Origin of the sequence: Bacillus sp. NMCC4, assembly GCF_002998555.1 — a bacterium.
Classification (GTDB): Bacteria; Bacillota; Bacilli; order Bacillales; family Bacillaceae; genus Bacillus.
Genome location: NZ_PVRA01000016.1, coordinates 1 through 25,962, shown reverse-complemented (window position 1 = coordinate 25,962; position 25,962 = coordinate 1). Strand labels below are relative to the sequence as shown.

The 25,962-nt window shown below is 43.7% G+C and carries 20 protein-coding genes; 11 read left to right on the top strand and 9 right to left on the bottom strand.

The window, feature by feature from the left end; genetic code table 11:
- Nucleotides 1–44: 44 nt before the first annotated feature.
- The gene (locus C6Y02_RS18910) at nt 45–875 is read right to left on the bottom strand and encodes a YitT family protein (RefSeq protein WP_223256627.1); all 831 of its coding nucleotides are present in this window, start codon (nt 873–875) and stop codon (nt 45–47) included.
- A gap of 335 nt (nt 876–1,210) precedes the next feature.
- On the opposite strand from C6Y02_RS18910, the gene mmuM reads away from it, so the two are divergent.
- From mmuM to C6Y02_RS18895, 3 genes are all read left to right on the top strand, one after another.
- Nucleotides 1,211–2,149 carry a homocysteine S-methyltransferase gene (gene mmuM / locus C6Y02_RS18905; protein WP_095285920.1) on the top strand — a complete coding sequence of 313 codons (939 nt, stop codon included), beginning with the start codon at nt 1,211–1,213 and terminating at the stop codon, nt 2,147–2,149.
- 46 nt (nt 2,150–2,195) lie between these two features.
- Entirely contained in the window at nt 2,196–3,599 is a 1,404-nt protein-coding gene (gene mmuP / locus C6Y02_RS18900) for an S-methylmethionine permease (RefSeq protein ID WP_106031962.1), read from the top strand.
- Nucleotides 3,600–3,722: 123 nt separating this feature from the next.
- A complete protein-coding gene (locus C6Y02_RS18895; RefSeq protein ID WP_106031961.1) occupies nt 3,723–4,343 on the top strand; it encodes a hypothetical protein in 621 nt (206 codons plus the stop codon).
- Nucleotides 4,344–4,684: 341 nt separating this feature from the next.
- Here C6Y02_RS18895 and C6Y02_RS18890 read toward each other — a convergent pair whose 3' ends face one another.
- Both C6Y02_RS18890 and C6Y02_RS18885 read right to left on the bottom strand, forming a co-directional pair.
- Nucleotides 4,685–5,236, bottom strand: coding sequence for a hypothetical protein (locus C6Y02_RS18890; RefSeq protein WP_223256626.1), 552 nt, complete (start codon nt 5,234–5,236; stop codon nt 4,685–4,687).
- A 241-nt stretch (nt 5,237–5,477) separates the two neighbouring features.
- Nucleotides 5,478–8,147, bottom strand: coding sequence for a S8 family peptidase (locus C6Y02_RS18885; RefSeq protein ID WP_106031960.1), 2,670 nt, complete (start codon nt 8,145–8,147; stop codon nt 5,478–5,480).
- Between the two features lie 179 nt (nt 8,148–8,326).
- Between C6Y02_RS18885 and C6Y02_RS18880 the strand changes: the two genes are divergently transcribed.
- Genes C6Y02_RS18880 through C6Y02_RS18855 form a run of 6 tightly spaced genes read left to right on the top strand, consistent with a single transcriptional unit; the run spans nt 8,327 to nt 15,879 of the window.
- Entirely contained in the window at nt 8,327–8,848 is a 522-nt protein-coding gene (locus C6Y02_RS18880) for a PTS sugar transporter subunit IIA (protein ID WP_223249950.1), read from the top strand.
- The gene (locus C6Y02_RS18875; protein WP_034664321.1) at nt 8,845–9,174 is read left to right on the top strand and encodes a PTS fructose transporter subunit IIB; all 330 of its coding nucleotides are present in this window, start codon (nt 8,845–8,847) and stop codon (nt 9,172–9,174) included. The genes C6Y02_RS18880 and C6Y02_RS18875 overlap by 4 nt, the downstream gene beginning before the upstream one ends.
- A gap of 36 nt (nt 9,175–9,210) precedes the next feature.
- On the top strand, nt 9,211–10,329 hold the full coding sequence (locus tag C6Y02_RS18870; RefSeq protein ID WP_106031958.1) for a PTS fructose transporter subunit IIC: 1,119 nt from the start codon (nt 9,211–9,213) through the stop codon (nt 10,327–10,329).
- Nucleotides 10,330–10,357: 28 nt separating this feature from the next.
- Nucleotides 10,358–13,021, top strand: a complete 2,664-nt coding sequence (gene mngB, locus C6Y02_RS18865; protein ID WP_106031957.1) for a mannosylglycerate hydrolase — start codon at nt 10,358–10,360, stop codon at nt 13,019–13,021.
- A gap of 57 nt (nt 13,022–13,078) precedes the next feature.
- Nucleotides 13,079–13,963 (top strand): ROK family protein, encoded by an 885-nt coding sequence (locus C6Y02_RS18860; RefSeq protein ID WP_060595445.1) that lies wholly within the window; start codon nt 13,079–13,081, stop codon nt 13,961–13,963.
- Nucleotides 13,960–15,879 (top strand): BglG family transcription antiterminator, encoded by a 1,920-nt coding sequence (locus C6Y02_RS18855; RefSeq protein ID WP_060595444.1) that lies wholly within the window; start codon nt 13,960–13,962, stop codon nt 15,877–15,879. The genes C6Y02_RS18860 and C6Y02_RS18855 overlap by 4 nt, the downstream gene beginning before the upstream one ends.
- A 63-nt stretch (nt 15,880–15,942) precedes the next feature.
- Here C6Y02_RS18855 and arr read toward each other — a convergent pair whose 3' ends face one another.
- The 4 genes from arr to licT all read right to left on the bottom strand — a co-directional run bounded on the left by arr (nt 15,943) and on the right by licT (nt 21,203).
- Nucleotides 15,943–16,359: an NAD(+)--rifampin ADP-ribosyltransferase gene (gene arr / locus C6Y02_RS18850; RefSeq protein ID WP_034664337.1), complete on the bottom strand. Its 417-nt coding sequence runs from the start codon at nt 16,357–16,359 to the stop codon at nt 15,943–15,945.
- A 471-nt stretch (nt 16,360–16,830) separates the two neighbouring features.
- On the bottom strand, nt 16,831–18,252 hold the full coding sequence (locus tag C6Y02_RS18840) for a glycoside hydrolase family 1 protein (protein WP_106031956.1): 1,422 nt from the start codon (nt 18,250–18,252) through the stop codon (nt 16,831–16,833).
- 19 nt (nt 18,253–18,271) lie between these two features.
- On the bottom strand, nt 18,272–20,131 hold the full coding sequence (locus C6Y02_RS18835; RefSeq protein WP_106031955.1) for a beta-glucoside-specific PTS transporter subunit IIABC: 1,860 nt from the start codon (nt 20,129–20,131) through the stop codon (nt 18,272–18,274).
- A gap of 235 nt (nt 20,132–20,366) precedes the next feature.
- Nucleotides 20,367–21,203: a BglG family transcription antiterminator LicT gene (licT, locus tag C6Y02_RS18830; protein ID WP_106031954.1), complete on the bottom strand. Its 837-nt coding sequence runs from the start codon at nt 21,201–21,203 to the stop codon at nt 20,367–20,369.
- A gap of 185 nt (nt 21,204–21,388) precedes the next feature.
- Here licT and C6Y02_RS18825 point away from each other — a divergent pair, with 185 nt between their 5' ends.
- On the top strand, nt 21,389–21,589 hold the full coding sequence (locus C6Y02_RS18825; RefSeq protein ID WP_106031953.1) for a hypothetical protein: 201 nt from the start codon (nt 21,389–21,391) through the stop codon (nt 21,587–21,589).
- Between the two features lie 34 nt (nt 21,590–21,623).
- On the opposite strand, the gene aimA is transcribed toward C6Y02_RS18825, so the two are convergent.
- Together aimA and trhO are read right to left on the bottom strand one after the other, a co-directional pair.
- Nucleotides 21,624–23,243, bottom strand: coding sequence for a glutamate/serine transporter AimA (aimA, locus tag C6Y02_RS18820; RefSeq protein ID WP_106031952.1), 1,620 nt, complete (start codon nt 23,241–23,243; stop codon nt 21,624–21,626).
- 329 nt (nt 23,244–23,572) lie between these two features.
- Nucleotides 23,573–24,541 carry an oxygen-dependent tRNA uridine(34) hydroxylase TrhO gene (gene trhO / locus C6Y02_RS18815; RefSeq protein ID WP_106031951.1) on the bottom strand — a complete coding sequence of 323 codons (969 nt, stop codon included), beginning with the start codon at nt 24,539–24,541 and terminating at the stop codon, nt 23,573–23,575.
- 189 nt (nt 24,542–24,730) lie between these two features.
- On the opposite strand from trhO, the gene C6Y02_RS18810 reads away from it, so the two are divergent.
- A complete protein-coding gene (locus C6Y02_RS18810; protein ID WP_106031969.1) occupies nt 24,731–25,813 on the top strand; it encodes an iron-containing alcohol dehydrogenase family protein in 1,083 nt (360 codons plus the stop codon).
- Nucleotides 25,814–25,962 lie beyond the last annotated feature (149 nt).

Sequence of the window (25,962 nt, the reverse complement as noted above, 5' to 3'; positions counted from 1 at the left end):
AGGTATAGAGCATAAAAAAAGACCCGGTTAAGGTCTTTTCAGGTTTATATATTCACAAATCCTTCTCCGAACACATCACGCACGTCATGGACAACAACGAAAGCGTCTCGATCAATTTTCTTGATAATTTTCTTTAGGCGCATGAGCTCTTGCTTTTGAATGACTGCGTAGAGAATCTCCTTCGATTCCTTTGAATAATGACCGCGTCCGTTTAAAATCGTCACGCCTCGATCCAAAGTGTGATTGATTTCTTCAGCAATATCATCTTTGCATGAAGAAATAATCGTTACTGCCTTTTTCGTGTTAAGCCCTTCTATCACAAAGTCCATCACCTTTGTTGCCACGTACAGCATCACAATGGTGAACATTAATTTTTCCGCACCAATAATAAAGTAGGAAGCAAATACGACGATCAGATCAAAGAACAAGATGGCATAGCTCACGTTCCAGTCTAAATACTTGTTGGCAATTCTTCCGAGTATGGCAGAACCCGCCGTTGTACCGCCTGCTCTTAGCACAAGACCAATTCCAATACCGATGATAATTCCTGCGAAAATCGCTCCAATGATCAATTCATGTACATTCACGACCCATGTTGTGGTCAGGTGTAAAAATAGGGAGTTACTTGCGACGGCAACCACAGTATAAATCGTCGTCTTCTTGTCCAAATATTTATACCCCACAAGCAGCAGGATGGCATTAAACACCAGGTTCGTCAGCCATGGTGCAATTTCAAACAAATAATAGAAAATGATGGACAGCCCCGTTACACCGCCTTCACCAAATTCAAGTGGAATGACAAACATGTTCACTGCTGTAGCAAATAAAAAAGAACCAATCAGAATCATAGCCAAATCTTTTACACATTTTTTCAATTTCTTCTTTCCTCCTTTTCTAAGCATATAAAAAACCCTCTTTCTGCACGAAAGAAGACAGTCGTTGGACAAAATAAAAATCAAAAGACAGCGCCTTTTGATGAAGCTTTCTGAAATGAGCCTTTCCATAATATATATCTCTTTTTAGAGGCTGTCAATGACTTGGTTTTCTATTATTTTGACTGCATGTTTATGCACCGAAACCCGCATGTTTTCAAGGTTTTTCCGCGATATCATGCTTTTTCCTCTCCTTGACAAAAACACTTTAGTCATTTAAACTACTGCCTCATATCATATCCATCATTTCCAACTAAAAAGGAGGGTGTTCGATTCCGATGAATCCTATTCAAAGCCGTTTACAGCCTCACGCACCTTTGGTTTTAGACGGTGCACTTGCAACGGAGCTTGAACGAAAGGGCTGCGATTTAAACGATCGTTTATGGTCAGCCAAAATACTCATTGAACAGCCAGAATTGATTCAGCAAGTACACTTGGATTACTTCCAAGCCGGAGCTGACTGTGCCACAACAGCGAGCTACCAAACAACGATTGATGGCTTCGCTGAAAAAGGCTATACAAAAGAAGAAGCCATTGAACTAATGAAACGATCTGTCACTTTAGCAAAAGAGGCACGCGATCTTTTTTGGCAGGATGAAGCGCATCGTAAAGGGCGGACAAAACCATTTGTCGCAGGATCTGTGGGGCCATTCGGTGCTTATTTGTCTGATGGTTCAGAATATAAGGGAAATTACGGACTCACGGAGCAGGCACTCATTGATTTTCACAGACCAAGAATTCAGGCATTAGTAGAAGCTGGTGCAGACATTCTTGCATGTGAAACGATCCCTTGTCTGATTGAAGCAACGGCTATCGCAAAGCTGCTGCAAAATGAATTCAGGAGTGTATCTGCTTGGATCACATTCAGCGCAAAGGACGATCTTCACATTAGTGAAGGTGATTTGCTCAGAGAATGTGTACAAGCATTGGAACCTTATGAACAGATCGCTGCTGTTGGTGTAAACTGTACGCCCCCGCAATTTATCTCTTCTCTCATTCAAGAGATGAAAAAGGGGACGAGCAAGCCGATTGTCGTGTATCCAAACTCAGGAGAATTATATGATCCTGAAGAAAAGGTATGGAGCGGGGATACATCTCAGCATACATTTGGTGAATGTGCGCATCAATGGTACAAAGACGGCGCGCATATCATCGGCGGCTGCTGCCGGACGACCCCAGAAGATATCACGGACATCTTAAAACAAACCACATCATAGCACCACGAATCATCACACATACTTCTAAGCAAAAGGGCGGGAAGACATGGAACAAGCAAAAGATCAGTCACAACAATATCAACGAAAAATGACGAGCCGCCACCTGTTCATGCTTTCTCTAGGCGGCGTTATTGGAACAGGGCTCTTTTTAAGCTCTGGGTATACTATCAATCAGGCAGGACCCGCAGGAACGATTCTTGCCTATCTTGTCGGGGCATTAATTGTGTACCTCGTGATGCTCTGTTTAGGCGAGCTGTCTGTCGCAATGCCGGTTACAGGAGCCTTTCATACGTATGCAACAAAATACATTGGACCCGGCACAGGCTATACAGTCGCTTGGCTCTACTGGCTGACATGGACAGTGGCACTCGGTTCGGAATTTACAGCGGCAGGCCTTTTAATGCAGCGCTGGTTCCCAGACACATCGGTTTGGATGTGGAGTGGCGTTTTTGCTCTTCTCATCTTTTTACTCAATGCTTTTACAGTTAAGTTCTTTGCAGAATCGGAATTTTGGTTTTCCAGCATTAAAGTAATGGCTATTATTCTCTTTATTATCCTTGGCGGAGCTGCGATGTTTGGCTTGATTCCATTAAAGGGCGGTGAGGCCGCTCCATTCTTTTCTAACTTCACTGGAGAAGGAGGACTTTTCCCTAACGGCTTTTTACCAATTTTAATGACGATGCTTGCCGTCAATTTTGCTTTTTCAGGTACGGAGTTAATTGGAATTGCTGCGGGTGAAAGCGTCAATCCTGACGAGACCATTCCAAGAGCGATTCGCACAACCGTACTGCGTCTTGTCCTGTTTTTCGTTGGAACGATCGTGGTCTTAGCCGGCTTGATCCCAGTGGAAGAAGCCGGGGTGATCAAAAGTCCATTTGTTGTGGTGTTTGATCGAATCGGGATTCCGTATGCCGCAGATTTCATGAATTTTGTCATTTTGACGGCGATCTTATCTGCCGCAAACTCAGGACTATACGCGTCATCCCGTATGCTCTGGTCTCTTTCTGAGGAACGGACACTGCCTAAGAAACTAGCGAAGCTGACATCAAAAGGAATTCCTTTGAATGCACTGATTTTAAGTATGATCGGCGGTATTCTTTCTTTGTTATCAAGTGTCATCGCACCCGAAACGGTATACCTTGTCCTTGTTTCGATCTCTGGACTGGCCGTTGTAATCGTGTGGATGGGGATTGCTGCCTCACAGTTTATGTTTCGGAAAAGTTTTTTACAGGAGGGCGGACAGCTCCATGATCTTTCCTTTCGAACCCCGCTCTATCCAGTGGTTCCAATTGCTGCCTTCCTCCTGTGTTTTGCATCTGTCATCGGTATTGCCTTTGATCCAAATCAGCGGATTGCCCTCATCTGCGGCATTCCTTTCATCGCGCTCTGCTATGCTGCCTATTATGTGACAGCTTGGATTCAGAAAAAACGAGAAGAACCTGGTGTATAGCACCAGGTTTTTTAAAAGTATAAACAACTTGACAAAAAAGGATATCGCTAGCAACAGAAGCACACTTTGGTATATGATAGGAATCTATGATTTTCAGGATGAACCAAGGGAGTTGTCGCTAATATGGAAATGACCATTACAAGAGCATTAAGTGAACTGAAAATGTTAGATAAGAGAATCAACCGAACCGTTGATGAAGCCGTACTTGGTGGATTGATGATCGGGAAACATATACAGCACGGGTTTCAAGATCAAGAAGAAATCGAAAAAAAGGCGAAGGCTGATGACCAATCGATTCAAGCATTAATCAAACGCCGGAATGCCATCAAATCAGCCATTGTTGTGTCGAATGCGACCACAACAATTGATGTAGCGGGTGTCAGCATGACGGTGGCAGAAGCGATTGAACGGAAGACGTCGATCGAATACGATATTCGTTATTTACGGAAATTGAAAAAGGTGTACACAGAACTAGTAGACAAAGCAGAACAAACCAATGAAGATGTGAAAAAGAGGCTCGACCAGCATTTAGAAACCTTGTTTGGGAAAGACGGAAAAACACAAGCGGCTGCCAACCAAGAGATCGTCAAGTCGTTCCTCGCTGAAAATGAGGCAACGATCATCGACCCGCTTCGTCTTCGAGTGAAGATTGAAAAGCTTTCGAACGAAATTGAGGATTTTCAAATGGAAGTTGATTTTTCCTTGTCTGAAAGCAATACACTGACGAAAATACAGATCGATTAATTGATTTTGTTAGTGAGCCGAAAATCGATAGAACTAAACACCTCCGAGGGAAAGGTCATTCCCTCCTCATCTGATCATCTTTGGATGATCCTTGATAAAAGCTCAAAGCTGAATGTTCAAGGATCAACGTTCAAGTGTGAAAGTTCTTATCCATCAAAGCTCAGGATTAAAAGTTAAACGCTCGATCGAATCTGGGAGTAACGGCTGATGAGTGTTTGTTTATCGACTCTTTCGGTTGCCGCCCAGCAGGTTTGCTAACAAAAAGAAAAGGATGTCAAATGAGACATCCTTTTTTCTATGAAAAAACGACAAGCTCCAGCCAAGTCGTCTCCCTCAGCAAATTAGTTACGTAATGTATATGCCAAATGGTACACACTTGTGACATTTGAAGATAGCTTGATGTCGTTTGAAGTGAACGTCGCCGGAACAATATCGTAGTAATGTGTCGACCAGCCTGCATTATTGTGTGTACGGCAGCCTGCACCTGAAGGAACTTGAATCGTTAGTGAAAATTGTCCATTTACGCCTGTTGTGCCTGTCGCAGTTTGAGCATATGATTTGATTGCTGCTTCAAAATAAAGCTGGATCGGCTGATTGGGCATGAGGTTTCCGCTTGCATCTTTTAGTGTTCCTTTAAACGTAGCTGGATAATAAGAGCCCACTCGATATTTACTGCCAGAGCCGTAATTCACCATTCCACTATCTGCTGCTGTGACACTAGTTACTTGTACAGATGCTGGTACTGCTCCTGTTTCCTCTGCATGTGCAAAGGTTGGGAATACGAGAAGCAATGATAGAAAGAAAGCAAACATCATTTTTTCATCGATAAATCCTCCTTTTTTTCCTACTATATTACTTTCGACATTAATTGGTATTTTTCCAGTAACAAACAAAAGAACTTCCCCTTTTTAGAAAGGGAAGTTCCAGATTGTTGACAAAGGGCTAAAATGATCTTTATTTTAGCCCTTTGTCTTCTTTTCAGCGTGATAGAAAACCTTTGCAGTCTAGGAAGGGCGAGCACCGGAGCGGAGCGAATTTGACATTCGTGAGCACCGGAGCACAGCCCTGCGGGCGAATGCGAGGGTTTGTCTACACGTTGAAACTTCCCTTTTTTTAGAAAGGGAAGTTCTTCTCTTACTTTTTCACAACAACAACCTTCACCGCTTTGCTTTCTCTTTTTCTCACATCAGAAGCGGTCACATACAAGACTGTTTTGGCTTTTTGCGGTTTTATTTGGGCAGTAAATGCGCCCTTGTTATTCGTTTTCACCGTTTTGATGACTTTCTTTGATTTGTTTTTCACTTTAATGGTCAATCCTGCACCCGCAGTCCCTTTGACCGTTTTACTTTTGACCGTTACTTTGCCCACTTTCGGCTTAGCTGGTGCTTTGCCTTTTTTGACGACTGTTTTGAGCGTTGTAGCGGCCTTTCCTTTTGAAATCTTAATGTGAAGGACTTTGTTTTTGTTCTGATGCTTGATCTTCACACTAAAAGTTCCATTTTTCCCTGCTGTGCCTTTTCCAAGCAGGGTTTTGCCTCTATACACAGAAATAGCAGCGCCTGCCTTTGCTTTACCTGTCACCTTTTGATGTTGATCCTCCACTTTGCTCACAGATGCATTCAGTTCGACAGCACTTAAAGCAGCAAATGCATTCAGTCTGCCATGTCCTGTCATCCAATCAATACCTGGAATTTTCGGATCGACAATTGGCTCATCGTTTTCATCATAGAAAACGTCATCTTTTCCATCAACAGATGTAAAGGAGATCTTATCTGCTGTGCTTTGCAAGATATTCCTTACTTGATTTGGCTTCAAGGATGGATTTTTAGAAAGCAGTAATCCTGCTGCTGCTGCCACATATGGTGTCGCCATTGATGTCCCGCTCAGATATGAGACATTCCCATCTGGCATTAAGCTTGGAATATCAGATCCTGGTGCAGACATGCTCAGTCCTTTACCATAGCTTGAGAATTCAGCGGCAATATCCATACGGTTGCTTGCACCAATGGCCATTGCGTACTTTGATGTCGCAGGATAGCCCATTTCTGGAATGCCATCATTTCCACTCGCGACGACCACTAGTACATTTCTTTGAGCCGCGTAGTTCATTGCATATTCAATCACCCGGCTGTAGTAGCCGCCAAGGCTCATGTTGATGACCTTTGCGCCTTTATCTACTGCATGCTTGATTCCAAGTGCAATATGCTCTGTATCTCCAAAGCCATAGGCATCCAGCACCTTCACTGGAATGATGCCCGTATGTTGATTGAGGCCTGCCATGGAGTAATGATTATCGGCTTTTGCGGCAATGATGCCGGCAACATGCGTACCGTGTCCATTGTCATCAATCGCATCTTTGTTTCGTCCAATGAGATTCGCACCTAAGTCCGTACGAACAGTCCCGCTTAAATCAGTCAAACGACTGTCTACACCTGTATCCACAACAGCAATTAATGTTTGCTTCATTTTGCTTGTGCCAATCAGTGTATTCATTTGTTCAAACTTCACATCAGCGCCTTTTTTCCCGCTGTTTTGCGCACTGTTTTTTAGCGGCCACTGGTAACCATACTGCACGTCATTGCTAAGTGCACGATAAGTTTGAACAGGCTCCGCAAATTCAACATTCGGCATACTGGACAGCTTTCTTGCAGTGCTTTTGATCACAGCTTTGCCTGCTTTTAGTGTCTTCCCAGCTGATTCTTGCCCTGCTGGTACATCATAGACATACATTCCTTTAAACAAAGGACTTACTGACTGCGATGTCACGCGGTTTTCTTGGATTCCATAGCTTTTCATCTTCTTTTTCGCAGATTGAAGCGTTTGGCCATCCTTTAGTTTAAAAATGATCTTATTCGTCTTCACTTTCTCTTCTTTTACAAGCTTTTGCTTCTCTAATACATAACCGATCGATTTTCCTTCAAACTGATCGATTCCAATATTTTGACTCACTGCTTCTAATTCCTTCTTTAAATAGGCAGGACTTGCTCCTTTGAGCATATCAAAAAGAGAACGGATCGCCTGTTGTTCTTTCTCTGTCACGATATGACCGCTAAATGCACCATTTTTCTCTACGTCATTTAGCAGTGTCTTTAATGTAAGCAGATGATTGTATACCTTTTGCTGCTCATTTTTTTGTTTGATGAGCTTCGATTTGAGAAATGGCTTTGTCTTTTGGAGCAGGCGACTCAGCTTCTGACCATTTGGTGTTTCATTAAAACGTTTATCTTCAATTGTACGCATCGATTGGAGAATTTCGCGCCCGTACTTTTTCTCAATAATAATGATGTCAGGCTCATCGTCTTCAGGGAAAACGGGTTCGGAAGGCGGAAGGTTAGCTCCTTTATACCCAATTGTATAGGCCGCATCCTCTTCCTCATCACGGCTGTCTTCCTCCGACCCTAAATAGAGCACTTTGACAAAATAAGGACCTGACCATGCATGCGGGAAGTCGATCTCTGTCTCTCCACTTGCAGTGTCCACACGATATCTGGAATAAGTGTCATCCTTCATCGCTCTGTCCTTGCTTGGATAGACCGATACGGACAACACCTGTTTACTTTTTACAGAAATTTTCATATGCGTATGTTTTGCCACCTCTTGTGCAGATGGCGTGATTTGGTACCATGACTCTTCTTTTTCATTCTGTAATGTACCTGAAATCACTTCACCATTTTTTAACCCAATGGCTTCATTGACAGTTGTTCCTTTACTGGCAGCTGCTGCCTCGTATCCAGGTAATGCCGCCATACAGAGAATGATGGCCATGAGTACGACCACACAGGGTTTGACCTGCTTTTTGAACATGAAAAGACCCCCTTATCTTTTGTAATACCTTGGAAGAATATCACAGAAATGCATTTAGTAGAATCTGTTTTTTACATAATTAAACTCGTTTTAAGCTAGGATTTGAGATATACAGACAGCAAAACGAATAGCTTCATAAACTTTTTGCCATTTCAAACGGAAAATGATGCTATTTAACCATGCCGAAAAGTACATTACAATCAACTTGTAAGCGCTTAACAAACAAGAGAGAAGGGATCAGCTTGTTCCAAAAAGATCATGTTTTCACACAAGTAAACGGACGATCAAAGAATGAGATTTTACAATACATTGCCAAGAAAGCTGAAGACCTTCAGATTACAAACGATCAGGCGGGGTTATTATCCGATTTGTTGACACGCGAAGACGAAGTCTCAACAGGACTTCAGCAAGGCTTCGCCATTCCTCATACAAAAAGCTCCGCTGTACAAACGGCTTCACTTCTATTTTTAGAGTTAGAACAACCTATTGAATGGGGAAGCTTCGACGATTTGCCCACAAGCTATTTATTTACACTGCTCGTTCCATTAGAAGAAGCAAATGTCACACACCTGAAATTACTGTCAGGGATTGCGACAAGCCTCATGGAACCGGCTTTCATCGATAAGATACAACCAGGTCAAACCGCTGACTATTATTACGAAGTCATTGAACAACAATTGAAAGAGGGGATTACACAATGAAAATTGTCGGTGTCACTTCATGTCCAGCAGGGTTAGCTCATACACCAATGGCAGCAAAGGCATTAGAGAATGCGGGTAAACAGCTCGGTCACGAGATCAAAATCGAGCAGCAAGGGATTATGGGACAGGTAAATGGCATTACAACAGAGGAAGCAAAGCAGGCAGACCTTTGTATCATTGCCTCAAATCAGCATATCAACGATGCGGAACGTTTCTCAGGCATTCCCACAGTACGTGTCGAGATTGGACGCGCCTTAAAAAATGCCGAGCAAATCATCACAAAAGCCGTAGCACTTGTTGAAAAGAAAAAATCTGAATCTCAATAAACGTGAGCAATGCCATATAGAAAGGAGCAAAGCAAAATGAAAGCAAAATTAAAAGTCATTGAAGGCCATCTCATGACCGGTATTTCTTATATTCTTCCTGTGATCATCGGTGCCTCCCTTATCGTTGGTTTAGCAAAACTAGTCGGATTAGGATTTGGTGTTTCAGATTTAAACGCCTATAAGGATGCTGGCGGCATTTTACACGGCGCCTATTTAATGGAGCAGGTTGGCTGGACAGGCATTGGCTTAATGAACGTCCTGCTCGCTGGATTTATCGCCTATTCGATTGCGGATAAATCAGGTCTTGCGGCCGGCTTCATCGGTGGTGCCCTTGCCAGCTCAACGAATGCTGGATTTATCGGTGCCGTCATTGCAGGCTTCTTCGCAGGATATGTTGCTCTCTTTGTGAAACGAAAAATTCAAATTCAAGGCTCCGCAGCCGGACTCGTTCCTCTGCTCATCTTACCGCTTATAACCGTTGGCTTAACCGGGCTTCTCATGTCCGTTCTGCTGGGCGGACCATTAGGCGCTTTGAACACGGCATTAATTGAATGGATCAAAGGTATGGTCGCTGACGGCACAAGCACACTTGCACTCGCTCTGATTCTAGGTGCGATGATTGGCTTCGACCTTGGCGGACCGGTGAATAAATCCGCTTGGATGGCAGGTAATGCACTCTTCCTATCAGGCGTCTACCTCCCTGCCATCCTCGTCAATATTGCGATTGTCATTCCGCCGCTTGGATACGGGCTTGCGACATTGATTCGAAAACGCAACTTCTCTCCAACCTTTAGAGAAGCCGGACGAGGCGGGCTTGTGATGGGCATTATCGGTATTACGGAAGGGGCGATTCCTTTTACCCTTGTCAATCCTTTGAAATTAATTCCGCTCAATGTTGTCGCGTGTGCTGCTGGAAGCGGGTTCGCTGCATTATTAGGTGTTCATGACATCATGCCGCCAATTGGCGGGCTATACGGCTTCTTCTCAGTCGGAAACTGGTGGGCCTATTTAATCGGAGCCCTTACTGGCGCACTCGTCATCGGTATTGGCGCCAACCTGCTTGTGAATTTCTCTGAGAAAAAAGAGCCAAAAACGCCAGAACATGACCAGAAGCAGAAAGAAGAAGACGATTTTGACCTTGTGCTAGAAGGATAATTTGAACATAGAAAGGTGTCGTTGATCAATGACTGTCAATGTACATGTGATTCCACATACTCACTGGGACCGGGAATGGTATTTCACCACCTCCCGATCCCGTATCTACTTAATGAAAAGCGTAATGGACATTTTAGACACCCTTGAAACAGATGAAAGGTTCCATTACTTCATGCTCGATGCACAGGCATCCTTATTGGATGATTACTTGAAATGGCGCCCTGAGGATGAGAATAGAATCAAAAAGCTCGTCACAGCCAAACGTCTCATCATCGGCCCATGGTATACCCAAACCGACCAGCTCGTCATTTCAGGTGAATCGATTGTACGGAACCTGCAATATGGGATTGAACGCTGTCAGCAGTTCGGTCATGTGATGAAAGTCGGCTATGTCCCTGATTCCTTCGGTCAATCCGCGCAAATGCCTCAAATTTACCGTGGATTCGGCATTGTGGATACAGCTTTTTGGCGCGGTGTTTCAGACCATATGACGAATCACACTGAATTCAATTGGCAAGGTGCTGACGGCAGTGAGGTCTTTGCTGTGAACCTGCCATTTGGCTACTACTACGGTGGAAATATTCCTGAAAAGGATGAGGACTTACAAGCCTTTTTATCTGAAAAAATTGGTGCGCTGCAAGCAAAAGCAACCACAAAGAATGTCTATTTCCCAAATGGCTTTGACCAGGCACCGATCCGCAAAAACCTGCCTGACTTATTGGAAAAAGCCAATGAACTTAACGAGCACCACTATCAAATCAGCAGTTTAGAAGATTACATTGCAGCAGTAAAAAAAGAGCGGACGTCTTTTGAAACATTAGAAGGAGAGCTCATTCATGCGAAGCATATGCGGATTCACAAATCTATTTTTTCAACACGAGCTGATTTAAAAATCTTAAACAATCAAATTGAAAACTATCTCGTCAATGTGATGGAACCCATCCTAACGATTAGCTATTCACTCGGACACGACTATCCGCATGATACGGTTCGTGATATTTGGTACCTCATGTTTGAAAATGCAGCGCATGACAGCATTGGCGGCTGCAATAGCGACACGACGAATCAAGATGTCTTCTTCCGCTACAAGCAGGCAAAGGAAATCGCCGAGAATCTTGTGGACTTACACATGCGTCTCATTGCTATTCGACTGCAAACTGAGCAAGAAATCACATTCATGTTATTTAATACACTGCCTTCAAAGCGTTCTGAAGTCATTGAGGTCGAAACCTTTATCACGGAACGTCCATTTACACTAAAGGATGCAAACGGAAGAACGCTTCACTACACAGTGAAAAGCAAAACCGATGTCACAGATTATGTGCTGGCACAGCAAATTTCTCTTAACCCAAGTAAAGATGTGTACATGCCAAAACAAGTATGGAAAGCCATTCTGCTGATTGAAGCCGCCAGCTTACCGTCCGTTGGTTATACACAAGTCAGCATGGTTTTCGATGAATCAAGCGAATCTGCATGGGAACAAACAGAAGGACGCGCGATTGAAAATACGTATTACCGCATAGCGGCAAATGACAACGGATCGCTGGATATCACAGATAAACAAACAGGCCGGACATTCTCTGAGCAAATGACCTTTGAAGACAATGGAGACGATGGAGATTCTTACAACTATTCCCCGCCGCGCGAAGATCTGTATGTGTCATCCAAGGATCTTTCTTCAGCAGACCTCACAGTGTCTAAAAGCGGACTGCAGGAAGAGCTCACCATCCAGCTTACTCTCACTGTCCCATATGACTTAGAAGAGCGCTCTCAGCAATCGGTCACGACTTCACTCCCGATCACAGCGAAGGTGGCATTAAACAAAGATGAGCCTGTCATCCGTTTTCATGTCGATGTCGACAATCATGCGTTAGACCATCGTCTGCGTGTCCTCTTTGATACAGGCATCGCATCAAAGGTATCACTGAGCGATCAGCAGTTTGGAACCATCGAACGCCCAACAGAGCTCACGCAAGAGCTTGAATGGTGGAGCAATGAGCATTGGGAAGAAAAACCGATCACCATTGAACCGATGCAATCCTTTACTGCACTTCGTGATGAAGCATATGGTGTCGCTCTATTGACCGACTGTGTGAGAGAATACCAGATCACAGGAGAAGACTACACAACGATTGCGTATACGCTCTTCCGCTGTTTCGGAAAAATGGGGAAAGAAAATCTTCTTTACCGTCCAGGCCGCGCATCTGGGGAAAAAATTGTTGAGACACCTGACGCTCAGCTGCAAGGTGCACTGTCGTTCTCATTTGGCATGCACTATAGCAAGGACGCTGTCAGCGAGGGGCACTTAGCGCAGCTTGCTAAGCGGTATACCACCCCAGTTCAATGCTACGAACGGGCAGACTTTTTAAACGGTCGTTTAATTTTCTCTTTCCGAGATGAAAAAGAAGACTTACAATCTACTTATAGCCTGCTTGACATTGAGACAGACGGAGCCATTCTAAGCGCTCTAAAAAAAGAAGAGCATGGAACAGGCATTGTCATCCGTCTCTTCAATCCATATTTAACGCGTCAAACAGCCGCTTCAATCAATAGTTCATCTCTACAACACGGAGAAACAGCGAATTTAGGCGAAACACCTGAAGGACATATACTCAAAGCACAACATGGATCATTACACATTGAACCGCTCACACCTTGTCAGGTACAAACCTACATTGTAAAGAAAAAATGAACATGTAGGGGCGGGGTCCATTTGGATTCCGCCCCTCTTTAATGGAGGGCATTGATCATGCGAATTGGAGGCATTGAAGCAGGCGGAACAAAATTTGTCTGCGGCTACGGAACAACAGACGGAACGATTGAACACATGACTTCCTTTGCAACAGGAAACCCAATTGAAACATGCCGGCAAGTGATCGATTACTTTACAAAGCATCCTGTCGATGCCATTGGCATTGGGGCATTCGGGCCTGTCGATGTAAAAGAACAAAGCCCAAGCTATGGGACGATTTTAGATACACCAAAAACAGCCTGGCGCCAATTCCCTTTCCTCTTAACCTTAAAACAAGCCCTTGGGCTCCCGATGAAGCTTGATACCGATGTGAACTGTGCAGCACTCGGAGAAGCCCGCTTTTCGGTCGAAGCACAAAAGCCTGCTTCTTTGGTTTACATCACAGTTGGAACAGGAATAGGCGGCGGTGCCTATATTGAACACCGCCTCATTCACGGATTGTTGCATCCAGAAATGGGTCATATCACCGTTCAGCGGCATCCTCATGATTCCTACGGAGGCTGCTGCCCAATACATCACGACTGTTTAGAGGGACTGGCATCTGGACCTGCCATAGAAGGACGCTATCATACACTGGCGCAAATGCTGCCAGAGGAGCATCCTGCCTGGTCACTTCATGCCTACTATCTCGGGCAGATGACCGCCAATTTATTACTCACTCTTTCACCTGAACGCATCATTCTCGGCGGAGGTGTGATGAAACAGCCCGCTATGCTGCCGCTCATTCTTGATGAAACAGAAAAGCGGCTTCACGGGTATTTGCAGCTGCCAAAGCCTTTAAATGAAATTATCACCAAGCCATCCTTTGATGGATTATCGGGTTTAATGGGCGCAATCGCTCTTGGTACTGATGCCTTACAGGCGCAAGGAGCCGCGCAATGATGATGACGGCAGATCCTCGAACCTATCAGCTGATTCAGCGGCTATTTGAAACGAAGGGGTTCGTGAAGCTGGAGGAGCTCACTGCCTCTTTTCGCTTATCTGACCGCTCCATCCGCAATTTAATCAAAGAAGCAAATGAGCAATTAAAGGAAGCTGGAGCCAAGATTAAAACGATCCGCGGAAAGGGATACACTCTATTAACAAGTGACCAAGACGCCTTCCTGCTTTGGCTTCATCAACAGAAGCTTCCTGCCCGCTCTCTCGTCCCCGTCATGCCAGAAGAGCGTGTACGATTTATGATGAGAAAGCTATTGCTTCAACCGGATTACTTAAAAATTGACCAGCTGGCTGAAGAACTGTTTATCAGCCGCATGACGGTCAGCAGTGATTTAAAAAAAGGACGAGAGCTGTTAGCCCGTTACGGCATGACCCTTGTGTCAAAGCCTGGTTTTGGCTTAAAGATTGAGGGAGACGAGCTGCAAAAAAGAACATGCTATGCAGACTTACTCCTTGAGGAAGAGCCTGCACTTTCTCATATCACCGAGCGGGAGCAGCTCCATTTTCCTGATATTTCTCTTGAAACCATTCGATCTATTGTCCTGACGAACCTGCATCAAGAGTCATTGCTCATTAAAGACATTGCCTTAAAAAACTTAGTCATTCACTTAGCGATTGCGATTCAGCAGACACGAAAAAACCAGCGGATATCCGCCAGTACCACTCGTACACAAAGATCGCAAGTCTTAATGAGAATTGCCCAAAAGATCATACAGCAGGTAAGTGACACCTTTCACGTCATCTTATCAGAGGATGAAACAGATTACTTAGTGATGCATCTATTGGCGAATCAAACGTGGAAAGAAGCCGCTCAGCATCAGACGACAGTGGAAGTTCAGCAGGCGGTTGCGGTCTTTCTACAGCACATTGAGAAAACAAGCGGCCACCGCTTTGCAGATGACAACATCCTGCAGCAAGACTTGATGCTTCATATGAAGCCATTATTAAATCGAATCCAATATGGCGTATCCTTACAAAATCCGCTTTTGCATGAGATCAAAGCGTCCTATCCTTACCCGTTTGATTTGGCTGTCAGCGGACTGAATGCCTTACAGCTGGTACGGACGCCAAATGAAGACGAGGCGGCATATGTTGCTCTGCATATCGCTGCTTCATTTGAAAGAAGTCAGCTCGATACCTCGCAAAAAAAGAAAGCCATTATCGTGTGCGGGTCTGGACTAGGGACGGCAAGACTGCTTGAAATTAAATTGAAGGCAGCCTTTCAGCACGAACTGGAAATCGTCGAGCTGTATTCCTATCAGGATTATCTCATGAGCACCACCCTGCCCTGTGATGTCATCATTACAACCGTCCCACTCGCATCAAAGGGAAAACCCGTGATTCAGGTCAGCGCTTTTTTTGAACATCATGATGTACAGCGGGTAAATGAGATCATTCATTTATTAAATGGACATGGGACTCCCTCTAAAGAGCTGATGGCATTTTTTCAAGAACGATTGACCTTATTGAATGCTGACCTATCCAGCAAGGAGGAGGTATTAGACACACTATGCAGCCGTTTAGAGAAGCATCAGCTAGTATCGCCTTCTTTTCGGTCCTCGGTGCTTGAGCGGGAGCAAATGTCGTCTACCTATCTTGGCAGAGGAATGGCTATGCCTCACCCGCTCATCACAAATGAAGGCACATCCTGCGTAGCCATCGCACACTTAAAACAGCCAATTGACTGGCAGGGAGACCAAGTATCACTTGTCTTTTTATTAGCCATTCATAAGGATGACGCAGTCTGTATGAATCAATTCTTTGAACAGGCCGTCGATTTACTGGACAATCCAGACCGCATTCACTTCCTGAAGCAAGCAAAAACATTTGATGAGTTGATGGATGCATTGTTTCAATAAAATAGAACAAAGGCCGCCCAGTTGTTGATGAGGCGGCCTTCGTGTTATTTAGAATATGGATCATCAATCGTATATGACATTTTTCCCTTCTTCGCTTAATTTCTTCAAAGAGCTCAGCATATGTTCAATTTCTTCATCAGAATGTCTTTCCCATGAACCTAATTCTGCGACAATTTTCAAAGGGGATTTCGATCGATAAGAACGTGTTGGATTGCCGGGAAATTTTTTGTCAGTCAAATTCGGATCATTTTCAAATTCGCCTAACGGTTCTACAAGATATATTCTCTCTTTCGCATCAGACCTTGCTAACTCAGCACCCCATTTGGCCGCATTTAATGTTCCAGTGAAATAGATATGGTTTGATTTTTTATCCTGAAAATTGGATAAATACAGCGGTTCAAGCAGATCTCCAATCTTCAATTCTGCTTTCGTCCCATGAAAAAATGGGCCAGGATCTAAAACCTGCTCATTGTCATTCATACAGCCGCACCCCTTATCGTTTTTGACTTGCGTATAACAGTATACGACCTGATTTGGGCGGAAAACAGTCTGTAAATGAGATTGTATTCGCGGTATAATAATAGTAGAGAGCAAGATGTGATTGGATCTAAAAAAATGGAAACTTCTCATTAACACCAACAAGTACAAAAACAAGAATACCTTCCACAGCTGATAGAGTCACAATCACACCATGGTTCATTGGGTATTCCTTCGCAATTAATTTCTGACCTATATAATTCAAAGCATAAAAAATGAAAAACAATAAGAAAAACAGAAAAAGAATCGTCATCATATAAACAGACCCTCTCTTATAATGGATATTAAACCAAATTTTACAATATATAATTAGACTATCATTTTAGAACAACTCGAACAATATGATCTTGCTAATTAGAGTGAATGAAGAAAAAAAGCCAGCCACCCGCATAAGGTGATTGGCTTTTTTATTTGTTACCCCCCGATGTTCTCTCCATTTTGCTGAATCAAGGTTTCGTACCAATAAGAGCTCTTTTTACGAATTCGTTTGAGGTCTTTTAGGTCAAATTCGTCGCGGTTGACGTAGATGAATCCGTAGCGCTTGGAGCATCCTTGGTGTGTGCTGATTAGATCGATTGCAGACCATGGGCAGTATCCGAAAACCTCGACGCCGTCTGTGATTGCCCATTTGATTTGTTCGATATGCTTTTCTAAATAGTCAATTCGATAATCATCTTGAATCGATCCATCTTCTTCTAATTTGTCGAAAGCACCCAATCCGTTTTCCGTGATAATAAGGGGCAGCTGATAACGGTCATAAATCTCGCGCATCGTTGAACGGAAGCCGACAGGGTCAATCTCCCAGCCAAACGCATTTTTACTTAAGAACGGGTTGTTGCCGCCTTTGTATACGCCATCTTCACCAGATTTTAAATGCTGATCTCCGCCGCGTGCAAATTCATCGTTGCCATCTCCTTTACTCGCTTCAACCGTTTGAGATGTGTAGTAGTTAAAGGCAATGAAGTCTGGCTTCGCACTTTTCAAAATATCCATATCTCCCTCTTCAATAACAGGAAGAATGTCTTTTTCTTTCATGTATGCCCAAGCAAGGTTGTTATAACGGCCGAAGACTGCCATATCAAGATACAGCCAGTTGCGGATCGCATTGTAATTCGCCGCAGCAAGCACATCCTCAGGCTTTGGAGATGCCGGATAAATGAGCGCAATATTTGGTGCTGGTCCAATTTTCGCTTCAGGCAGCAAACGATGACAAAGCGTCATGGCTTTCGCCTGAGCTACGAGCATATGGTGGTTCTGCTGATACAGTTCTTTTTTTGGATTTTCTAAATTTGGATCAAGTGTACCGAGCGCCGATCCATGTAAGATCATCATGTTTTGTTCATTAATGGTCAGCCAATAGTTTACCTTCTGGCCATATTCCTTAAAGAGAACCTCTGCATAACGTTCAAACGCATCTACTGTCGCACGATTTGACCAACCGCCTTTTACTTGAAGCGCATGAGGCAGATCAAAATGATACATTGTCACGATTGGTTCAATGTCATAGCGGCGCAATTCATCGATGAGAGAATGATAGAATTCAATCCCCTTTTGATTGATCTCCCCATCTCCATCTGGAATGATCCGTGTCCATGCAATAGAGAAGCGATAAGCCTTTAAACCCATTTCTGCAAACATCTTCACATCCTCTTTATAGCGGTGATAGTGATCGCTTGCGACTTTAAAATCCGTTGTCCCTTCAGGGTAACTTGCTCTCATATCAATGACAGAAGGCCCCTTGCCATCCTCGTTCCACGCACCTTCTACTTGATAGGCGGAAGTAGATCCGCCCCAGAAAAAGTCCTTTGGAAATGGTGCTAGTGTTGAATATCTCATAATTTCTTCCTCCTCTTGATTAAACGAGATGTAAAAATGATTGTCCTGGTGTGATTTGTTTTACTTCTGTTTCTATGATATCGCTAAACTCACCGGAATTGGTAATAATCACTGGTGTTGTGACGGACAGGCCGGAAGCTTGGATGGCTTCAATATCAAATTCTGCAAGCAGTTCACCTTCTGTGATGGTTTGCCCCTGTACGACCTTCGGGGCAAAATGCTGACCGCCTAATTGGACGGTATCCAGTCCAATGTGAATGAGCACTTCTGCTCCGCTTTCAGAGGTGAGGCCGTACGCATGGCCTGTTGGGAACACCGTTGTCACGACTCCTGATACTGGTGCAAACAGCTTGCCTTCTGATGGAATGATGGCTGCACCCTTTCCTAGTGCACCAGATGAGAACGCCTTATCCTGCACTTCCTCCAGCTTGATCACCTCGCCTTTTAAAGGACTCTTCACATGAGCTGCTTTGACCCCATGTTCGTTTTCCATTGTTGGTGCGGAAATCGGTGCTGGCGTGTCATCTTCATCTACTGGATCCTTAAATCCAATCAAATAAGTCAGGACGATGGATAGAACAAACGAGACTGAGATTCCGATGATGAAGCCTGTAAACCCTTGTCCATAGAAAATCGGAAGTGTCAGTAAACTTGGAAGCCCTGACGCAATCGCAATACTTTGTGAATAACCGATGATCGCACCGCCGACACCGGCAGAGAGAACGGCTGCAATAAATGGTTTTTTCAAACGAAGCGTGACCCCGTATACAGCTGGCTCTGTAATCCCAAACACGGCAGAAACCGCTGTCGATCCAGCCAATGATTTCAGTTTTTTATTCTTTGTTTTCAGCATAACACCGATTGAGGCACCGGCTTGTGAGAATACAGCTGGCGCAGTAGCCGGCTTGATATGATCTTTTCCATGGACGGCGATATTATTTAAAATCACTGGCACTAGACCCCAGTGGATACCGAAGATCACGAGAACCTGCCATGCCATCGCAATTAAAGCACCTGCAAGTGTAGGACTAAAGGAGAATATTTTCAGCAAGACAGCTGCAATGCCGTTCCCTGCATACACACCAAATGGGCCGAATACAATGAGTGTCAGCGGAACAACCGTGACAAGTAAAATCAGTGGTGTAATAAAGTTTTTGACACTTTCATGAATGACTTTGTTAAAGAAACGTTCGATATACCCCATGACAAACACTGCCAAAATGATTGGAATAACCGTCGATGTATAAGACATTAAGACGACCGGAATACCGAAGAAAGTCACATCTCCGCCGCCTTTTGACAACTCTTGAATGGTTGGGTAAATGAGTGCACCAGCAATCGTCACAGCGACAAATGGATTCGCTCTAAACTTCCTCGCCGAAGTGAATGCGAGCAGTAATGGCAGGAAGTAGAACAAGCTGTCAGACGCAGCAAATAAAATTTGGTACGACGTATCTTCAGGTGATAACCATTTCGCATTGATACAGATGCCTAATAGACCTTTTAAAATACCAGCACCCGCCATGACACCGAGAAGTGGTGTGAAAATACCAGAGACAATGTCGACGAATTTTCCGAAAAGGCTTGTGCTCTCTCCACCTGATTTTGCAGATGAAGAAGTGGAATCCTCTAATAGATTCGTAAACTCCCCAATTTCTCGATAAACCTCTGGTACGGTATTGCCAATGACTACTTGAAATTGGCCGCCGCTTTCCATGACGGTTACAACACCATTTAATTTTTCAATGGCTGCTTTGTCTGCTTTTGATCGGTCATGTAATGTGAAGCGAAGTCTTGTGGCACAATGGACCAGTGAATGAACGTTTTTCTCTGTGCCAATGTGTTTGATAATGTCTTCTGCTAATTGACGATAACTCATACAAAAACCCCCTTTTTTTCAAAAAAATACGTTTTTGGGCAAAATAAAAACCTAAACGGGCACCAAAAATAGTCGCAACTTGCCATTGCGCTTTTTCAGTGAACGTTTAGGTTTTGCCTGCCGAACAGTCACAATCCTCTAAGACGATCATTGTGAAACCGTATTCTTTTATGTTTATGAGCAAATAGTACCACTCAGCTTTTCTCATGTCAACGCTTTCTTTTAAAATCTACCTTTATTTTTCTCGTTTGATCAATCGATTCAAATGAATGGATAGATACAGCATCTCCTCTGATGTGAGATCTCGGTGATAGGTTTGATAGACATATTCTGCGATTTTCTTTGCACATTCGTAAGCCTTCGGATATTTCACCTTGATCAGCTGATACAAGTCCTGATCTTCGCTGACAAGCAGTGTTTCGTTGATCAGACGCTGGACGAAAAAGCGCAAATGCGTGAGAAAACGGTAATAGTTGAGTGAGTCTTCATCAAAATCCATGTTGAGATGATATTTCACAATGGTGAGAATGGCGTTTACTTCTTTTGTGATATTGACCGTTGTATTCATGTCCTCATTGAGCTCTGCATTAATGATATGCATCGCAATAAAGCCTGCTTCATCCTCAGGCAGTTCAATATGAAGGCGCTCTTCAATCATCTCAAGACAGGCCTTTGCCACAAGAAATTCATCTTTGTATAAGCGTTTAATCTCCCAAATAAGCGAATTCTCAATGAGGTGATTTTTCTTCAATCGTTCGATGGCGTAATGAATATGGTCTGCGAGTGATACATGCAGACTTTCATTTAATCTTCGGTTCAGCTTTGTATGTGCATATTGAATCATTTCTTCGGTTACCTTGACCACATCATACGGAACTTCCAGAAGCAGCATTTTCATCCGCTCATGAACGGAGTGATCCTCCAGGCGGAAGACTTTATCGATTAACGATTCGTCTACCGGGTCTCCAGGCCGTCGTTGAAACGCGATACCTCTGCCCATGACGACGATTTCTTTTCCTTGTTCATCTATCACACTAATGACATTATTGTTTAGAACTTTTTGTATCTGCAACCCCAAACACCTCCGTCTATGACCCACAATCTTCACTCAAAATATGCTCTCATCTTAACACAACTGTCAAATCACTTGGTGTTTTTATCTGACTTTTGAAATAGATTTCATCATGATTCTACCCCTTCATAGCTGGTCTGATCATTCAATTGCCTGCATACAATACTCCGAGGAGGTGACCTTCAGTGAAGGCTTTTTTCTGGTCTGCATCATTTTTATTCATGCTTCTATTCACACTCGTTTTTCTAGGAATCGTGTTTTGGCTTAGTGGACAAGGCATGAATCAGCTTTGGAAGTATGTGCTCATCTCATTTGTCACAGCAGCCGTTTTGCGTGGCGTCACCACTTGGCTGAGGCAGCACGTGATGCATCATTTATCAAAATAAAACGGCTGCCCGCGATATTCAGGCAGCCGTTCCTTTATTCTTTGGATGATGCGGCTTCTTGCTGAGAAGTACGCAGCTCATCATTAATTTTTTTCGCATCCTTTAGAAATTCTGTTTCAAATCCACTTTTGAGTGCCCACATATAAAACAGCAAGGCAACCACTGCAATGAGCGCCATATCCCAGCCATAATGAATGACATTATAGCCGCCGAATTTGTCACTGCCAAGGCAGGAAATCGTCATCATCACAAGCAAGTACACGACCATCCAAGCACCCGCCTTAAAGTTGCGGCCGAAGCCTTTCCACTTCGCTTTTGCTTGATAGTAAAAATAGATCGGAAGACCGATGAGAATAATGAACAGCACCTGACCTGTTAACGGCCACCTCGCCCAATACAGCGTCAATGAGGCAAAGACAAAGCCGAGAGGAGCAATGATGCTGAGTCCTTTTATTCGAAGCGGACGATATAAATCTGTCCCTGTCTTTCTCAGTGTCATGACGGTCACCGGACCTGTCAGATAAGAAATGAGTGTCGCAACAGAAATGATTTCAGCAAGTACACCCCAGCCTCTAAATAAAAACAGAAAGATAAACGATACGGCTAAGTTAAAAAACATCGCTGGACGAGGCACACCGTAAATAGGGTGCAGACGGCCAAGCACGCTTGGCATGTATTTGTTTTTTTCCATTCCATAAATCATACGAGATGTCGTCGCCGTATACGTAATCCCTGTACCAGAAGGTGATACAAACGCATCTGCATATAAAATCAGAACCAGCCAGTTAATCCCAAGCGCAATGGCAAGGTCAGCAAAAGGCGAGTTAAAATTCAAATGGCCCCATCCATTCACAATCATGGACGGATTGACAGCACCGACAAAGGCGATTTGTAAAAGCACATAAATTACAGTCGCAATCAAAATGGATCCAACAATGGCGATCGGAATCGATCGGCCTGGATTTTTCGCCTCACCAGCCATATTAATCGGGCTTTGGAAGCCATTGAAGGCAAACACAATCCCTGATGTCGCAACAGCTGTCAGCACACTCGCCCAGCCGTTAGGGGCAATACTTGTTCCAGAAGTAAAATTCTCACTATGAAAACCTACGAATAAGAGCGCACCAATTGTTAATCCTGGAATGACAATTTTAAACACAGTAATGAATGTATTCGCTTTTGAAAATAACCCAACTGTCCAATAATTGAGCAGAAAGTAAATCACAAGAAGTACACTGGCGACCATGAGCCCTTCTGTCGTCAAAACCCCTTTTGTGACCAAATGGCTTGTCCACTTTGCCCACTCCCAAGGCCATGAGCTCATATACTGGACAGAAGCCACCGCCTCAACAGGAATGACGGAGACAATAGCGATCCAGTTTGCCCAAGCAGCAATAAACCCGATAAAAGAGCCGTGTGAATATTGCGTATATTTCACCATTCCGCCTGCCTCTGGAAACATCGATCCGAGTTCACTATAAGACAAAGCGATAAATAAAATCACGACCATCCCAATCAACCAGGACAAAATAGCAGCAGGTCCGGCAATTTGAGCGGCACGCCAAGCACCGAAAAGCCATCCTGAACCAATGATTGAGCCAAGACCTACCATCATTAAAGCGAAAGTTCCCATTCTACGATGCAAATGATTCATGTTCATAACACCTTTCGATTAAATTACAAAGCATGTGCCCAAGTAAGCATCTTTCTTACTTGCAGCTCACTTTTCATTCAATTGACAAATATTTCTTCAATTAAATCTTTACCCTTGTTCATTTTTTCGCCTGTTTTATTATCTCTCAATTCTCTATTTTCTGAAATAGTCGAACATGCTTATTTCTAAAGAGAGCGCTTTTTCAACGATTCAATCTATTAGACTGAATAACTACCTTTACCCTTATTTTGAAAAAAACAAAACAAAAAAAGAAAGAGGAAATGAATCCCTCTTTCTTCTGTATAGAAAAAAGGATAAAGGGGGTCCCTCTATCCTTGTGAGATTGCTTGTTCTTTTTCAATCACAGCTAGTCTTTCTTGCACTTCTTCTTCAGACAGATTGTGCTGTTTCACATAAAGGTTACGTTCACTTGTACGGCATTCATGGCTGCAGCTGCGCATATACTTATGCTCGCTCTCTTCTGTTGCAATCATTTTGCGGTTGCATGCAGGGTTTGCACAGTTCACATAACGCTCGCAAGGCTCACCGGTGAAGAAATCTTTTCCGACAACTACATGCTCTGTTTGATTCACTGGCACTGTTAAGCGGGTATCAAACACATAGCATTGACCATCCCATAGCTTTCCTTGAACTTCTGGGTCTTTTCCGTACGTGACAATTCCGCCGTCAAGCTGAGAGACATCTTCAAAGCCTTCACGCTTTAACCAGCCTGAGAATTTCTCACAGCGTACGCCGCCTGTGCAATACGTCAGGATTTTTTTCCCTTCAAGAATCTCTTTATTGTCACGAATCCACTCCGGTAATTCGCGGAATGTCTCAATATCAGGACGAACTGCCCCTCTAAAGTGGCCAACATCAAACTCGTAATCATTACGTGCATCAATCACAACGGTATCAGGTGATTGCATTTGCTCGTAAAATTCAACTGGGCTGAGATGTTTACCTGTTAATTCTAACGGGTTCACGTCATCTTCAAGGCTCAGATTCACTAGTTCATTTCGATGGCGGACGTGCATTTTTTTAAACGCATGACCGTCTGCTTCGTCAATTTTGATCGGCATAGACGCAAAGCGCGGATCTTCTTTTAACGCTTGCATGTACTTGTCCGTTTGCTCAATGGTACCAGAAACAGTTCCGTTCAAGCCTTCTGCTGACACAAGGATACGGCCTAACAAACCAAGCTCCTTACAGAATGCTAGATGCTCTGCTGTAAACGTCTCTGAGTCCTCAATGGGGACATATTGATAGTAAAGTAAGACACGATATTGTTTTTCCATATATATAAACACCTCTTAAATTTAATCAAAACATACCGTTCTTTATCATACAGGAAATACATACCTAAAGGCAATGACAGCGGCTCAATTCCATAAAACGGAAGGGTCTTTTTCCTCATATTTGACAGAACTTTCTGTAAAATGAGATGATTTATGAAATATGATGTTGTAAAGGAGCAGAACGCAATGATCCAGCCAGAAGATATCGTCAGAAGCGGTCCAAACCAATTTATTTCTCAAAAAGGCATTTATCATGAACTCGATTCACTTGTGTCTCCATTCTTACAGTCTCCCGCTGTCTTGACGGGGTATGATTCATTTCATGCTTTTTCACAGTACACAAAGCTTCCACCTCATTGGCCTGTTGTTCAGCACAAAGGATACAGTTCACCAAATGCGGTCACACGAATTGTTGAAGAACTGAAAGGGGCAGATGTGATGATTGGGATTGGAGGCGGCACGATTTTAGACACCGCCAAGTCAGTAGCAGAAGCTCTTCAAATTGAAGTGATCATGGTTCCAACCATCCCAGGGACATGTGCTGCATCTACACCGCTTAGCGTCATTTATGATGACAAGGGGAATTTCATGAGAGTCGATTATCATAAACGGTCCAGCTACCTCACGCTCATTGATCATACATTTTTGCTTTCTTCTCCTCTTTCCTACCTTCAAAGTGGGATTGGAGATACGCTGGCCAAATGGTATGAAGCAGAAGCCATTATTCGAAATGCAAAAGACTCCTTACCGCTCATGGTGCATGCTGCACTAAAGCAGGCGGTATACGTCAGAGACATTCTTCTTTCCCATAGCGAAGAAGCCGTCCACAGCTTGACAACAGGGCAGCACTCGCAAGCATTTGCGGATGTAACGGATACCATTATTACATTAGCCGGCACGGTCGGCGGGTACGGGGGACGCTACGGCAGAATGGCAGGAGCTCACGCCATCCATAACGGATTGACATTTATTGAAGAAACGCATCACGTATTACATGGTCAAAAAGTGGCCTATGGCATTCTTGTTCAGCTTGCCGCAGAAAACCGAATGAGCGAAGTAGAAGAATTACTTGAGCTTTATGAAACACTCGGATTACCTAGAAATATGCGTGAGCTTGGCATCACAGCTCAGCTGGAAGAAGCCGCAAAAACAGTGGCAAGCCATGCTGCACGTGCAGACGAAACCTTTTGCTTGATTGGAAACTATTCCAAAGAGCAAATTGCCGACGCCATTCAAGACATTGAAAACGTATCAGCCTCGAAAAACCGTTAAATAAAAAAAGCACAGGCATCTCGGGACTGACCCCATAAGATGAGACAAATAAAAAACACCTTCAAGTTTGAAAATGGATCGTTGTGATCCGAAATAAAACATGGAGGTGTTTTTTCTATGGGGACAAGAGTGAGTTATCCGGTTGAAGT